12 protein-coding genes are annotated in these 14853 nt (G+C 52.1%); all 12 read right to left on the reverse strand.

Going from position 1 to position 14853, the window contains the following annotated elements:
• Positions 1–5 precede the first annotated feature (5 nt).
• The gene (locus tag HMPREF1250_RS07730; RefSeq protein WP_023054141.1) at positions 6–710 is read right to left on the reverse strand and encodes a TIGR03936 family radical SAM-associated protein; all 705 of its coding nucleotides are present in this window, start codon (positions 708–710) and stop codon (positions 6–8) included.
• A complete protein-coding gene (locus HMPREF1250_RS07735) occupies positions 685–2574 on the reverse strand; it encodes a TIGR03960 family B12-binding radical SAM protein (RefSeq protein ID WP_023054120.1) in 1890 nt (629 codons plus the stop codon). The genes HMPREF1250_RS07730 and HMPREF1250_RS07735 overlap by 26 nt, the downstream gene beginning before the upstream one ends.
• A gap of 13 nt (positions 2575–2587) precedes the next feature.
• Entirely contained in the window at positions 2588–3691 is a 1104-nt protein-coding gene (gene rodA, locus HMPREF1250_RS07740) for a rod shape-determining protein RodA (protein WP_023054081.1), read from the reverse strand.
• A 9-nt stretch (positions 3692–3700) separates the two neighbouring features.
• On the reverse strand, positions 3701–4777 hold the full coding sequence (locus tag HMPREF1250_RS07745) for an AAA family ATPase (protein WP_023054098.1): 1077 nt from the start codon (positions 4775–4777) through the stop codon (positions 3701–3703).
• 29 nt (positions 4778–4806) lie between these two features.
• On the reverse strand, positions 4807–6672 hold the full coding sequence (gene mrdA / locus HMPREF1250_RS07750) for a penicillin-binding protein 2 (protein ID WP_023054125.1): 1866 nt from the start codon (positions 6670–6672) through the stop codon (positions 4807–4809).
• Positions 6673–6693: 21 nt separating this feature from the next.
• Positions 6694–7203, reverse strand: coding sequence for a rod shape-determining protein MreD (gene mreD, locus HMPREF1250_RS07755; protein ID WP_023054138.1), 510 nt, complete (start codon positions 7201–7203; stop codon positions 6694–6696).
• On the reverse strand, positions 7200–8120 hold the full coding sequence (gene mreC, locus HMPREF1250_RS07760; protein WP_023054099.1) for a rod shape-determining protein MreC: 921 nt from the start codon (positions 8118–8120) through the stop codon (positions 7200–7202). The genes mreD and mreC overlap by 4 nt, the downstream gene beginning before the upstream one ends.
• Positions 8121–8122: 2 nt before the next feature.
• Positions 8123–9163, reverse strand: a complete 1041-nt coding sequence (locus tag HMPREF1250_RS07765; RefSeq protein ID WP_023054103.1) for a rod shape-determining protein — start codon at positions 9161–9163, stop codon at positions 8123–8125.
• A gap of 133 nt (positions 9164–9296) precedes the next feature.
• On the reverse strand, positions 9297–12332 hold the full coding sequence (locus HMPREF1250_RS07770) for an efflux RND transporter permease subunit (RefSeq protein WP_023054092.1): 3036 nt from the start codon (positions 12330–12332) through the stop codon (positions 9297–9299).
• A complete protein-coding gene (locus HMPREF1250_RS07775) occupies positions 12329–13414 on the reverse strand; it encodes an efflux RND transporter periplasmic adaptor subunit (RefSeq protein WP_023054071.1) in 1086 nt (361 codons plus the stop codon). The genes HMPREF1250_RS07770 and HMPREF1250_RS07775 overlap by 4 nt, the downstream gene beginning before the upstream one ends.
• The gene (locus HMPREF1250_RS07780) at positions 13411–13872 is read right to left on the reverse strand and encodes a MarR family winged helix-turn-helix transcriptional regulator (RefSeq protein WP_023054129.1); all 462 of its coding nucleotides are present in this window, start codon (positions 13870–13872) and stop codon (positions 13411–13413) included. The genes HMPREF1250_RS07775 and HMPREF1250_RS07780 overlap by 4 nt, the downstream gene beginning before the upstream one ends.
• A 120-nt stretch (positions 13873–13992) precedes the next feature.
• A complete protein-coding gene (locus tag HMPREF1250_RS07785) occupies positions 13993–14805 on the reverse strand; it encodes an amidohydrolase family protein (protein ID WP_023054076.1) in 813 nt (270 codons plus the stop codon).
• Positions 14806–14853 lie beyond the last annotated feature (48 nt).

The raw sequence follows: 14853 nt of genomic DNA on the forward strand, positions 1-14853 counted from the left end.
AACGGTCAAATAGAAAATAACGAATAATTAACGCCCTTTTCGCGATGGTATAACGCCGTCCTTCTGGCCAGCATCAACTCTTTATCGATGGGAAAGGAAAACTTTTCCGCCAGTAATTCCCATACCTGCAGCGGTTTTATAGCGCCCTTTTCCGTTTGCAGCACGGCAAAACGGAGAAAGAGCCGCTCCCCTTCCATCCGGCCCTGCAACGGCTCGATAAGATGCTCTTTTACGTTGATCGTACGCGTTTTATGCGATTTCGGCGATACCTTTTCATAGGTGACCGAGTCAAGGTGATTGAATGTCTTCAGCAATTGTGTCAATTCCGCTGTCGCGATGGGCCGCGTCAGCGGTCCCTGTACTTCGTAAACGGCATAATTGGCCATGGCCATCAACTTCGGCGCCTTGGCATCCATGTAAGCGCCGTCAAGAACGGCAAAACCGTCCGGCGCCTGCTCGTTCATGCGTCGGACGACATCAGCCGCAGCGCATTCCTCCAGCAGCTCCATATCCATGTATTCCGTATCGGCGGAAACGCCGACACCGAGGGCCGAGGCGAAATTGATCTTCATATGCGGATTGAAACCTTCCGAATAAGCGACAGGAAGAGCGGCGCGAATAATGATCAGGCGCACGACGCGGGCAAAGTCCAAATGAGAAAGGAATTGCAGCGCACCGTCCTTTTTAATAGCTAAACGTAGTTTTGCCATGACCGGCACCTTCTTTCCAATCGATAATCTGAACGCCGGCATGGGTACAGACTCCGCAGCCTGTGCAGCGTTCACGTCGACAATCATGCGTCAGTTCGCCGTTCATGGCTTTGCGCCATTCATTTTGCAAAAAAGCTTTAGCGGCGCCGTTCGTCAAATGATCCCACGGTAAGGGCTCATCGAGGCGGCGCTGCCGGGCAGCAAAATAATCGATGTCGACGCCGGCCCTGTCAAAGGCTTGCAGCCAACGCTCATAATCGAATAATTCCGTCCAGCCGTCGAACTTGCAGCCCAGCTTCCAGGCCTCGTAAAGAACCGGACCGAGCCGGCGGTCGCCACGGGCGAAGGCCGCCTCCAAACGGCCGGTCTTGGCGTCGTGATAATGATAGGATATATGCTTGTCACGAATCAGCGTTTTGAGGTATTCTTGCTTGCGCCGGATCTCTTCAACGGAACACTGGCCGGCCCATTGAAAAGCGGAGTGGGATTTGGGCACAAAGCTGGAAACGGAAACCGTCACCTTCCCGTTATTCTTTCGAGTCACGCGACGATAGAGATTCAGCACCGTATAAGCCAAATCGGCAATACCTGCCAAGTCTTCGTCCGTTTCCGTCGGCAGACCCATCATAAAGTACAGTTTTACTGTCGACCAACCGTTTTGAAACGCGTTTTCGCAGGCTTTCAGCAAGTCCTCTTCCGTTACCCCTTTATTGATAACATCCCGCAGTCGCTGTGATCCGGCTTCCGGCGCGAAAGTCAAGCCGCTTTTCCGCACTTGCTGTACTTTTTTGGCAATGTCGACAGAAAAGCTGTCTACACGTAAAGACGGCAGACTGACGCTGACCTTCTGATCCTTGAACGCATCCAGGAGCAGATCGACGAGTTCGGACAGACAGGAGTAATCGGCCGAACTAAGACTCATTAAAGATATTTCGTCATAACCGGAGTTGGCAATGATCTCTTTGGCAATGGCCACCAAGCGCTGCGGCGTTTTCTCGCGTACCGGCCGGTAGAGCATGCCGGCCTGACAAAAACGGCAGCCTCTGCTGCAGCCGCGGAAAAGCTCCAGGACAGCGCGATTGTGAACGATATCGATATTGGGAACGAGCGGTTTTGTCGGATAAAAAACATTCTCTTCATCGGCAATGACACATTTTTCAATCGTCTGCGGCACTCCCTGCTCAGTAGGCACCAACGCTTTGAAATGACCGCCGGCATCGTATTCGTCCCGATAAAAAGCGGGGACGTAATTTCCTTTTTGCCGGGCCAATATCTTCAGCAAGCCTTTTTTTCCGCCTTTTTTCCCTCCCTGCTTCCAGGCGATGATCGTATCGGCCAGGAGCTGCACGGATTCTTCCGATTCACCGATGCAGAAGAGATCTACGTAATCGGCAAGCGGCTCGGCGTTATAAGCACAAGGACCGCCAGCGGCGATAAGCGGCACGTCGTCGCCTCTGTCCTTGGAAAAAAGCGGAATCCCCGCCAGATCGAGCATATTTAAAATATTGGTAAAACTCATTTCATACTGCAAGGTAAAACCTACCAGATCAAAATCGCGGACAGCCGTTTTCGTTTCCAGCGAATACAGCGGATAGCCTTTTTCCCGCATCAGGGCTTCCATATCGGGCCACGGCGCGTAAACGCGTTCCGCTGCCGTATCCGGCCGCTCATTCAACAGTGCGTAAAGAATCCGCAGGCCCAAATGGCTCATGGCTACTTCATAGACGTCGGGAAAACAATAAGCCACAGTCAGGGAGACCTGACTGTGATCTTTGACAACACTGTTCCATTCTCCGCCGACATACCGCGCCGGCTTTGTCACCTTGCTCAAGAGAATCGGATCTATTACTACCTTCTGGGACACGAAGTTCACTCCTCTATAAAAAGATCATCTTTTGCTGGTGCATGTAAATATTCAACAAAAGGCCCAAGCCCATCATATTTGTCGTCAGCGCACTGACGCCGTAACTCATGAAGGGCAGCGGAATGCCCGTAACGGGCATGATGCCGCAGGTCATGCCGACGTTGACGAGTATCTGGAAAGACCACATGGCGATAATGCCCGTCGCCAGCAACATGCCGAAGCTGTCCTTGCAGTCCTTCGCCGTCAGCAGGGCTCGGTAAATCAGAATGAAGTATAAAAAAAGGATAAAGAAACAGCCAAGAAAACCGAGTTCTTCACCGATAACGGAGAAAATGAAATCCGTATGATTTTCAGGCAAAAAATTCAGTTGGCTCTGCGTCCCTTGAAATATTCCCTTGCCGAAGAGCAGGCCCGAACCGATGGCAATTTTCGACTGAATAATGTGATAGCCTGCGCCGAAAGGATCGACATTGGGGTCAAGAAAGACCATGATCCGCGATTTCTGATAATCTTTCATAAAGAACCAACCGACGGGAGCTAAAATCAAAGCGGCAATGCCAACGCGGCGCAGCAACGCGAGATTGATGTTGGCAATAAAAAGCATGCCCAGTGAAATGGCCAAAAACACGAGACTCGTTCCCAGATCGGGCTGCTTCAGTACCAACAAAAAAGGAATTCCTACGAATAAGGCGATCGGAAAAATATCACGGACCGTATTCAACTTGTTTACCTTATCGGACAATACGGCGGCCAGGCAGATGATCATGATCAATTTTGAAAATTCTGACGGCTGAAGCGTAATCGGGCCGACCTGTATCCAACGTTGGGCGCCGAGCGCAGATGTGCCGACGAACATGACGGCAACGAGCATGAGCAGATTGATGATGTACAGCGGTTTATGGAAACGCTTCAACTGCATGTAGTCGAAACGGGCGAAAAACAGAATCAGCAATAAGTTAATGATAAAGGCGACGCCCTGTTTGATGACGAAGTCGTAGTTAAACGCGCCTTTATTAATGTGCGTCGCGCTGCCGATAATGGTAAGGCTGATCGCGACGATTAAAACGCAGACGACAAGGAGGCCCTTATCCAAATGCTTCCATTCTCTTTTAAACATACGCAACTCCTATCGACGGAAATGCCGCCATTGTCTTGATTCCGAACGACGGCGGCGCAGTGACAGGCCGCCGCGTTCGCCTTCTTGCCGGGATTCCCGTAGCGCTGCTGTGCGACGCGGCGCGGTTGCCGCACCGAGATCCGGCGCCTCGAGCCGGCCGGCGTTTTCCGGCTCTGCCGACGTCTTACCTGTTTCCGTTTCTGCTGCTACTGCCGCCGGCGGCAGATTTTCCGCGACCCGTTTCAATTCGGCGTCGGCCAATGCCCAGATCCGATTCATTTCCGCGATTTCTTCCTGCGTAATTGCCGCGTTATCGCCGGCAAGCTCTTCTCCGTCGCAAGGCAACAACGTTTTCAGATACGTCAGATCAGGTATGCGCCCCTGTGTAATATACGCCGTCGTTTCTTCCATGGCCCGGAAAAACGAATTGGCCGCAGGCACCTCCAACAAGGCGCCGCTTTGAACTGCCTCATGCAACTCGTCATCATGAGGCAGTAATCCGGCAATCCGTTCCGGATTTAAAACGTCGTTCATCTTATCGATAGTAACGAAGCCTCGTGTATTGCCGTAAAAATTATTGAAGAGAACGTCGTAATTAAATTGTTTATGCTTATTGCAAAACTGCATGACGCGGGAAGCGTCGCGCATGGATGCCCACGTCGGCTCAATGATGAAAAAGAGCCGGTCGGCAATGGCTACGGAGTTTTTGTATGCCCGGTCACGACCGGGCGGACAATCGAGAAGCGTATAATCATAGCTCTCGGACAAAGACTCGACGGCGTATTGAAAAGACGGCACATCTACTTTAGCCCAGGTATGCTGTTGGCTGGCTGCCAGAAAATCAAGTCCTTCAGCTACGCTGATCAACGCTTCCTCCCGTCTGCAGCGTTGCTTGATCAGGTCGGAGATGTCAAAAAAAACACTGTCCTGCACACCGAAAGTCAGATCCAGATTGCGCAGACCCATATCGGCATCAATGGCCAGCACCGTAAAACCCTGCCGCTGCAGGGAAACGGCCAGAGAAGCAGTGCATAAAGTTTTACCGACGCCGCCTTTGCCGGAAGCAAGGGCAATAATAGTAGACATGACAAAACTCCTTTCCCTTTTCAGCCCAATTATTCTCCATCGGCCGCACCGGCCGTTTTTTTCTCTTTGCCGTCATCGGCGCCGCTTTCCTTTACCGCCTTGTCCGCGTAAGGGCCAATACGGAAAAACTCTTCCAGCATCGATTTGACGATAGGACCTGCCGTACTGGCGCCGAAGCCGCCCTGTTCGACCAAAACGGCAATGACGATGCGCGGATGATCATAAGGGGCATACGCTACAAACCACGCGTGGTCAGTACCGCTGAAGTTTTCAGCCGTACCGGTTTTGCCGGCTACCTGCACGGGGAAACCGGCAAACAGTGCGCCTGCCGTACCCGATTCTTCCGCAACATTACGCATGCCTTCGCGAACCAGATCGAGCGTCGATTTCGAGACGCTGAGCGTACCGACTTGTTCCGGCGCAAACACCTTATAAGGCGTGCCGTCCAAATTGTCTATCCGGCTGACGATAAACGGTTTATACTGAATACCGCCGTTGGCGACTTCACCGATGATCATCGCCGCCTGCAAAGGCGTGACGAGCTGAAATCCCTGTCCAATAGCCGAGTTGAAGGTATCGCCCAAATACCAGTCCTGATTGAACGTTTTTGTCTTGTAGTCTTCGCTGGCAATCAATCCGGACGCTTCGCCGCGCAGCGCGATACCCGTCTTTTGACCCATGCCGAACATTTTGGCATATTCGGAAAGCTTATCGATACCGACACGACGCCCTAGTTCATAAAAAAACACGTTATCCGACTTTGCCAGCGCTTCCGTAAAATTCAGCCACCCCAACGCTTCGCCGCCGGCATTCCGCATATCGACAAGCCAGTGGCGGCCGGAGTCGTAGATTTTTTCGTCAGGCGTGATTTTTTTCAGCTCCAGTGCTGCCGTACCGGTAATAATCTTGAAAGTCGATCCCGGCGGATATTCACCGGAAATGACTCGGTTCTCCATGGGATGAGCGGGATTATTATTGATCTGTGCCCATTCGGCTTCGGTAATGCCCCGCGTAAACAGATTCGGATTATACGTCGGTCGGCTGGCCATCGCCAGGACGGCGCCCGTATTCGGATCAATGGCGACGGCGGCAATCCCGCTTTTGCCGACACCGTTGGCAAGTTGTACATCCATCGCTGCTTCCAACGCTTTCTGCAGATCCAGATCAAGGGTCAAGTGAATATTTCTACCGGAAACGGGATTCTGTCGTTCCAATTCCTTCACCGGACTGCCCGTAGCATCGACTTCCACCTGTCGGCTGCCGTCCTTGCCGCGCAGCAAATCATCGTAATAACTTTCCAGACCGGCGCGACCGATCTGCGTAAGAGAGGAAACCCCTTCCGCTCCCTGCAACCGTTGTGCTTCTTCTTCGTTGATCTGACCGACATAACCGAAAACCTGCGCGCTCATACCGTTGTACGGATAATACCGAATGGGCTGGACGTCGACGGATATGCCGGGAAGCTCGTTCCGCCGCTCTTCGATCTTGGTTACGATATCCTGCGTCAAATCGGCCGCCAAAACCGTCGGTACGTAGGAATTTTTCACTTTTTCCACTTTATCGCGAATCTGGCTTTCCGGGACTGCCAGCAGCGAGGCCAGGGCTCTGATCTCCCCGTCGGTCATACCGCCGTGCGCCGGCACATAGGTTACCATAAAACTGGGCCGCGACCCGACCAGAATTTCGCCGTTGCGGTCATACATGACGCCGCGCATGGCGGCGATAGGAATAGAGCGCAGCCTGTTACCTTCGGCCAGAGAGTGGTAATAGTTGCCGGCAAAAAGCTGCAAATAAACCAGGCGGAAAATCAACAGGGAAAAAATACCGATGATGATCCAATAAAGATAGCGAAAGCGGCCATCGTCATTCTTTTTTTTCATTAATGCTTCCAGCATGATGTACTACTCCCCACTACGCTATCGATAAGTCATAAATCCATAGGAAAAGGTATCTTCACGGCGAAGCCTGCTGATGATGAAATGGACGGGTAATGCCAAAATCCCGTGATAAAGGAGCATGGGAACCGTGTAATACGTCAAATAAACGACACTGTCGATGAATTGGCCGGAAAACCATAGCACCATACAGGTCAGTACCAAGGTCAATTCCGTTGCTCCCAGTGCCAGGAGCAGAATCAGCACATACTGATTTCGTTCAATACTCCTGCCGATCTTACTGCATACTAAAGCGATGATCAGATACGGCAGCAGATGAATGCCGAAAAAATTACCGATGACCACATCTTGGCCAATACCTCCCATGAGAGCCGCAATGATACCGATACGCTGGCCGTGACAAAGGGCCGTTAAAATGACGGCCAAACCGATCAGATTAGGCTGCGTCGTACCGTTGAAAAGCAGGGGAATAACCGTGCTTTGCAAGATAAAGACGATAATGATTGTCAACAGGCATTTTCCCTTCTTCATAGCGCAGCCGCCCCTTTGACCCCTTCCACTTTGTCACGCTTCGTCTGCGGTACAAGCTTCGGCTCAACGCCCGGCTTGTCATAGCTTTGTCCGCTCTGCGCATTGAGGATGACAAAAACTTCTTCCAATTTGGAAAAATCGACGCCCGTTTCGATGACGGCGTATTTGACAAAATCGCTGTCATTTTGATGGATGGACGTAATTTTGCCGATGTAGATTCCTTTCGGATAAATCGAACCGAACCCGGAAGTCACCAGCGTATCACCTTCCAGAATATCGGCATCTTTGGCAATATTGACGAATTGCGGCTCCGTCGGTACGTTGCCGTTTCCGCGAACGACGGAAGATACCCGTGATTCGGGACGCTCGACAATGGCGCCAACGCTGGTCCGCGGATCCGTCATCAGCTGTACCCGGGCGGAATAGTCAAAAGCGTCGGAAATAAAGCCGACAACGCCGTTCGGCGTAATGACGGGCATATTCATCTCCACGCCGTCTTTGCTGCCGGCATTGATGATCAGCGTATTGCTCCATGTACCGTAATCACGTGAAATAACGGAGCTTGCCAATAATTTATACTGGCCGTGCGTATTGCGAAAGTCGAGAAGATCGCGGAGCCGTTTATTTTCCGCCGCCAGTTCATCGTAATCGACGCTGTGTTCTTTCAAGGCGGCATTTTCTTTTTCCAATGCTTCCCATTCGATACGGTTCTTTAAATTGATTTCCACCAAATACGCTGCCGACGAAAATTTATCCATAATCCACGCCGTGCCGTATTCAAAAGGAGCCGCCGCCAGTTGCAGCGGTTTTGTGATGTACGGGAGCGAACTGCGCTGCCGCCAGGCCCAACCGACAACGGCAATGAGGATCAATAAAATGAGAACTGCTGCGACGCTCTTTTTCCCAAACGAAAACACTGTTAAAATCTCCTTCTATAAATGTGCTGTGTTCCCTGAATCAGGGACATCAGTTTTTCTCGTTGACTTAACGCTATACCGGCTCCTCTGGCAACGACTTCCGAAGGATTGCCGACAAGATTGACAGGTACATCCAGCTCTTGCTGCAACAATTGGTCGAGCCCTTTCAGTTGCGACGTTCCGCCGGTAAGATAGATGCCGTTTTCCATGATATCCGCGGCGATTTCCGGCGGTGTTTCCCGCAAAACCGTTTTCGCCAGATCCAAAATTTTTACCAACGGACGGCCTAAAGCCGTGTATATTTCACTGGCCTTGATTTCCAGCTCCTTCTGCAAGCCGTCATCTAATCCCCGCCCTGTAAAATAATAGCTTTTGTCCTCCAGCGGCAGCACAGCCGAACCGTTTTTCGTCTTCATTTCTTCCACTGTCGCATCATCGGTAACGACGGCAAAGGTATCACGCAGATAATCGCGGATCGCATCGTTGAAATCGAGACCGCCCAAATGGATGGACCGGGAAAGCACGATGCCGCCGAGAGAAAGAATGGCGATATTCGTCGTACCGCCGCCGATATCGATGACCATGCTGCCGATAGGATGGTAAATGGGCAGTCCCAAGCCGATGGCGGCGGCCGCCGCCGTTTCAATCAGGTATGCCTCTTTGGCGCCGGCCTGAAAAACGGCTTCCATAACGGCACGTTTCTCCACATTTGAAGCCGACGCCGGCACCCCGACCATGATTCGCAGACGCTGAACGGTCCGAACGCTTTTGCGCAGCAAATATCCGATCATGGCCCGCGTGACGGTATAATCCGAAATGACGCCGTTCACCAGAGGGCGGTGCATGCGGACACTTTGCGGCGATTTCATCAACAACTCGTCGGCAGCCCTGCCGACGGCGACGATCTTATTATTCCGTTCGTCAGTCGCGATGATCGACGGTTCGGAAAGTATAATGCCGCGCCGTTCCACGTAGACTTGCGTCGTCGATGTGCCGAGATCGATTCCTATATTTTTGGTCAATGGAGAGAAGATAGAAGACATGAGAAATTCCTTCCTAAGCTAATTGCAGTCGTCTTATTATTTTACCACAAACAATGCGTCCAGTGAATAAGCGAACAGGCCGATTTAGTAAAAAAGAGATTCTCCCGCGGCGTGCGGAGAATCCCTTTTTTTGTTAGTTTTTTCCGATCTTGAACCAGGCGGCGTACATTGTCGGCAAAACGAGAAGCGTCAGTACCGTCGCCCCCAGAAGACCGCCGGCGATCGCTACGGCCATCGGCCCCCAAAAGACGCTCCGCATCAACGGGATCATACCCAAGATCGCCGCCATTGCCGTCAACATGATGGGGCGGAAACGCATGATCGCCGAATCGATGACGGCGTCCCACGGACTTTCCCCGGCAGCCATATGCTTATCAATCTGATCAATGAGAATGACCGAGTTGCGAATAATCATGCCGCCCAGGGCCAAGACACCGATATAGGCGACAAAGCCGAGGGATTTGCCGAAAAGCAGCAGGCCGATACTGACACCGATGATCCCCATCGGCGCCGTGATCAGCGTCAGCGCCATCAAGGAAAGGCTGCGCAGTTGGAACATCAACAGAGTCATGATGACCAGGACCATGATCGGCACCGGCTGCAGCAGATAGTCTATCGATTTGCGACTGTTTTCCAGCGCCCCGTCAACTGCCACCGTATAACCGAAGCCCATGGAATCGCGAATATCGGCGATGTCGTCATAGGCTTTCTGCGTTATGTCGTTGGCCGTTCCTGACAGACCGGTTCCCTGAATCGTGATTGTCGGTTTGAGATCGCGGCGCCAAATAATGCCGTCTTCCCCTTCGTAGGAAATCTTTGCCACCTGTTCCAGCGGCACGGTGCCGCCATTACCGACGGTAATCGGAATATCCTTGATTCGCGACAAGTCCGAACGATCGGCACTGCGCAAGCGCAACTGAATCCCGATGGTTCTGTCACCGGCATAATATTCGGCAATAGTCGCGCCAGACAGCTCCGTATACAGCGTTTTGGCAACGTCCTGTCCGGCCAGTCCCAAGGCGCGCAGTTTGTCCTGGTCCAGCGTCAGATGCATGACCTTGCTTTTCTGACTCCAGTTGAGATGAACATTTTGCAGATTCGGATCTTGCGACAATTTTTTTCTGATTGCGGCGGCATAGCCTTTCACCTTATCGATATTGGGACCTGAGACGCGCAGCATGAGGGGATAATTGGAAGGCGGTCCCATTTCGATGAACTTAATATTACCGCGCACATTCGGCTGCTTTTCAGCCATTTCCTCGCCGATCAGCCTGACGAGTTCGGCCCGCGCTTCCGTATCTTTGGCGACGACGACGAACTGAGCGTAATTATCCGTCGGCAGAACAGGCTCCGTCGTCAGGACGAAACGAGGTGCACTTTCACCGACATAATAGGAATACGAGGCGATCTTATCCTGTTGACCGTCCAGATAAGCGGCCAGGACGGCAGCTTCCTTCTGTGACGCTTGCAGCGACGCGCCTTCAGGCAGCCGCATTTCAACGATAACCTCAGGGCGCAGTGACAGCGGAAAAAATTCCTGCGGCACAAATTTCAGTAAAAAAAGGGACCCGGCAAATAGCACGCCTGTACCGATGATGACGCTCTTACGATGCAGCAGGCACCACGTCAGCGTTTTGCGAAACCAGCGGTAAAAAGCGGAACCGTACAGCTCTTTTTCCGTCTCTTCCCGCTTTATCCTGATCAAATAGTATCCGAAAAGAGGCGCAGCCATAACGGAAACGATCCAGGAGATCAAGAGCGCCGCCGTAATGACGGGAAACAGAGCCTTGCAGAACTCTGCAGCGGCTCCCTGGGAAAACGCGACGGGAATGAAGCCGGCGCAGGTGATCAACGTGCCTGTCAGCATCGGTTTTGCCGTCGCCTTGAAAGCGTAACATGCCGCTTCCAGCCGGCCATAGCCCTTCTCCAACTGCACACTCATCATTTCGACGGCAATAATGGCGTCGTCGACCAATAAGCCCAGGGCGACGATAAGGGCGCCTAAAGAGACTTTGTGCAAATCAATGCCGGCGACTTCCATAACGCAGAAAACGCCGGTAAGAACGAGGGGGATGCAGCAGGCTACGACGAGACCGGTGCGGAGACCGAGACTGATGAAGCTGATGAGCAGGACGATGATGATCGCTTCGCGCAGTGAATTGGTAAAATCGCCGATCGCTTCGTCAACGACCTTCGGCTGATCGGAAACCTGCTGCAGCGTCATACCGGCAGGCAGATCTTTTTCGGCTTCGCCGCATAAGCGTTTCAAGTTCTCACCGAGGGTGAGTATATTGCCGCCGTCAGTCATGGAAACGGCAATACCGATCGCCGGCTTGCCGTTAAAATACATTTTCGGTTCCGCCGGTTCGACAAAACGCCGTTCCACCGTAGCAATATCGCCGAGTCGGAAGATTCGGCCGTTACCGTTAATCGGCAAACTGCGAATGGAATCGAGATCCGTGAAAGTTCCGGTAATACGCAGGTACACGTTATCAGATGCCGTTTCCACCATACCGGCAGGCGTCATGGCATTCTGTCCTTTGACGGCGGCGGCAATGGCGCCGGGCGGAATCCCCAGGGAGGCGAGTTTTTCGTTCTCTACTTCGACATATACCTTTTCCGACTGTACGCCCAGCAGTTCCACCTTGCCGACATCCTTTACGCCGAGCATGGCGCGGCGTATCGTTTCCGCTTTCTGACGAAGCTCTTCATAGGAATAGCCGTCGCCGGTAACGGCGTAAACGGAACCGTATACGTCATCGTACCGGTCGTTGAAATAGGGACCGTAAACGCCTTCCGGCAGATCTTTGGCCACGTCGTTCGCCAAATTCCGCACTTCATGCCACGTAGCGCGCACCTTTCCCGTATCGAGTTTATCATCAAGGGTCACGTAAATGACGGCTTGTCCCGCTTTGGAATAACTCTTCAAATAATCGAGGTGCGGCGTATCCTGCAGTTTCTTCTCAAGCTTATCGGTAACCTGCTCTTCCATCTGTTCCGCCGTGGCACCGGGCCAGGAAACGTAAACGACCATTTGCCGCACAGTGTAAGAAGGATCTTCCATGCGGCCCAGTTTCATATAGGAGAAGACGCCGGCAATGGCGATGACGATAATGAAATACCAGACGAGAGCTTTGTTTTTCAATGCCAATTCACTCAGATTTCTCACCCTTCGTCACCTTCCAATCGCACCGGCTGCCCTTCCTGAAGGAGGTGTACGCCGGCGGTGATGACGACGTCGCCGGCAGCGAGACCGGTTACCTGTACGTTATCATCGCCGAAGGAGACGATGGTCACTTTTTTCAGCGTTGCGGCATGATCTTTCGTTACGACCCAAACATAGGGCGTATTTCCTGTCTGATAAATGGCTGACAACGGCAACACGTAAGCTGTCGTATCGGGCGTTTCTCCCTTGGCCGTTACCGTAGCCGTCATGCCGAGCCGCATTCCCTGCGGCGGCGACGGCAAAGAAACCGTGACGGTATACGTCCGCGTCACACTGTCCGCCATCGGCGCCACTTCGCGGACGATCCCCTGCGCCGATTGCTGCTGCAGGGCCCAGAAGGAAACGGTTACTTCTTTTCCGGCGCGAAAATCATCGACATGATTTTCAGGAACGTGAATTTCAACCTCCAAGTCACCGGAATGGACCAAGGTCAATACCGGCTGACCGGCGGCGGCCACCTGGCCGACTTCGCCGCTGACGGCGGCAATAACGCCGTCCGCATCGGCAGTTAACGCCGTATAAGAGAGTTGATTCTGCTGGGACTGGGCCTGCGCCGCAGCCTGACGATACTGGGCCGCGGCCTGATCATAGGCTGTTTGATACTGATCAAGCTGCGCCGCGCTGACGGCATTCTGCGTATACAGGGCCTGGTATCTGGCCAAATTGGATGCCGCCAGATCATATTGGGCTTGTGCCGCCGCCGTGACGGCAGCAGCCTGGTTGACACCTTGCTGTACGTCTTTCGGATCGACGGTCATCAAGACTTCGCCGCTGTGGACTACGCTGCCGAGTTGCACATTGCGAGACGTGATCCGGCCGCTGACTTGAAACGAAAGGTTACTTTCATACCGGCCCTTTACTACGCCGGCATAATCGGCCGCAGTCGCACCGCTTTTCGTGCCGACCGTTTCCGTACGTACAAGCAGCGGTTTCTCCGCAGCCTGCTGTTCATTGCCGCAACCGGCGAGCGCTGCCGACAGACAAAGCGCCAGAACGACGGCGCCGGCATATACGTGTTTATTCATAGTGCATCACCTTCATCACTTTCCTTTAAATTCAGATCGGCTTCCGCAGCGTTTTTCGTCACTTCCCGCAAGTCGTCCAACATCCGTTGCAAATCCGTTTCGCTCATGGTAACCGTAATGCGTTTCAGCCATTGCAGCACGACATCATGGAATACAGCCTCGATATTTCTGGCTTTGACCGTCAGACGGATCGTCTTTTGCCGTTTGTCCCGCTCGCCTTTGAGTCGGTAAAGATAGCCTTTTTCTTCAAGCGATTTCAGACCGCGGGCCACCATAGCCTTGTCGATATAGAGCAAGGCCGCCAATTCATCCTGTGTAATCCCTTCCGTCACGTAAAGCTGTTCCAGCAGTACGTATTCCGAATAGGAAATTCGCCATTGCCGGCAGCAGTTCGTAATATACAACTGCGTCCTTCGATTCAAAATACCGAAGTTACGGCCGACACTCATGCAATCCATTATGTATCCCTCTTTTGTTAGTTGATTCGATCAACAATATGCTATGAAAAGTATACCAGACTTTATGTCGTTCTGCAACAAAAAAGGAAGTCTCTTTAGAGAAAAGAAACTTCCTTTTCTTTATACCGGCAATTTATATAACCGTTTCGCCGTTTCATAGAAAACGGTATTCCACTCGCTTTCCGGTACAATTTCTTGGGTAAAGGAAATATAATCGCCAAGATTGGCTAAAGGCCAATCCGTACCGAACATGAAACGATCGTAGCAGTCCAGATATTCGAGCCAATTGCGCAACAGCTCCAGATAGCCTCTTTTCTTTTTGAAGAAGGCAGCCCGATCAGCCATCTTTCCTTCCAGCAGTCCTGACAGATCGGCAGCGACATTGCCATTCTTTTCCATGACGGCAATCGCATCCTGAAGGAAGGGGTTACCTAAATGGCACATGACAAACTGCACATCCGGATACTTGACGGCCGCCTCGTCAAGCGTCAGCGGTTGGCTGTATTTTAAAAGAGCCCGCGACGTCGCCGTCAAGCCCGTGTGAATGGCGACAGGTTTGTCGTATTTTCTTGCCAGCTGATAAAAGGGATCGAGAAAATCATCGTAAACGTAAAAATGATTATATCCGGGATACAACTTGATACCGACACAAGACGGCCGTTTCAAATTTTCTTCGACGAGAACCGCCTGCTCCGCCAGGGAACGGGTATCCGTATCCATATGGTCCAATCCGATACAATAACTCATAAAATCAGGATAGTGATGATCTTCCGGATACAACGATCTGTTGCTCATGACAACGCCGTGAATAATGCCGTTTTCCGCATATGCCCGGCGCAAATGATCGGCAGAATTGACATGACCTGCCGCAACGGCAAGTTCATCAAAGCCGGGAAAATCACTGAAATGGAAATGACTGTCTATAATTTTCATTAATTCCTACTCCCCCTATATACCTGTACGCTATGTATCATACCACAG

Source organism: Megasphaera vaginalis (ex Srinivasan et al. 2021) (assembly GCF_000478965.1).
GTDB classification, from domain to species: Bacteria; Bacillota; Negativicutes; order Veillonellales; family Megasphaeraceae; genus Megasphaera; species Megasphaera vaginalis.

Bases quoted from the DNA above. Each gene is read 5' to 3' on its own strand.
- HMPREF1250_RS07785 (WP_023054076.1), bottom strand. From the start codon at position 14,805: ATGAAAATTATAGACAGTCATTTCCATTTCAGTGATTTTCCCGGCTTT.
- HMPREF1250_RS07780 (WP_023054129.1), bottom strand. From the start codon at position 13,872: ATGGATTGCATGAGTGTCGGCCGTAACTTCGGTATTTTGAATCGAAGG.
- mreD (WP_023054138.1), bottom strand. From the start codon at position 7,203: ATGAAGAAGGGAAAATGCCTGTTGACAATCATTATCGTCTTTATCTTG.
- HMPREF1250_RS07730 (WP_023054141.1), bottom strand. From the start codon at position 710: ATGGCAAAACTACGTTTAGCTATTAAAAAGGACGGTGCGCTGCAATTC.
- HMPREF1250_RS07745 (WP_023054098.1), bottom strand. From the start codon at position 4,777: ATGTCTACTATTATTGCCCTTGCTTCCGGCAAAGGCGGCGTCGGTAAA.
- HMPREF1250_RS07775 (WP_023054071.1), bottom strand. From the start codon at position 13,414: ATGAATAAACACGTATATGCCGGCGCCGTCGTTCTGGCGCTTTGTCTG.
- HMPREF1250_RS07765 (WP_023054103.1), bottom strand. From the start codon at position 9,163: ATGTCTTCTATCTTCTCTCCATTGACCAAAAATATAGGAATCGATCTC.
- mrdA (WP_023054125.1), bottom strand. From the start codon at position 6,672: ATGCTGGAAGCATTAATGAAAAAAAAGAATGACGATGGCCGCTTTCGC.
- rodA (WP_023054081.1), bottom strand. From the start codon at position 3,691: ATGTTTAAAAGAGAATGGAAGCATTTGGATAAGGGCCTCCTTGTCGTC.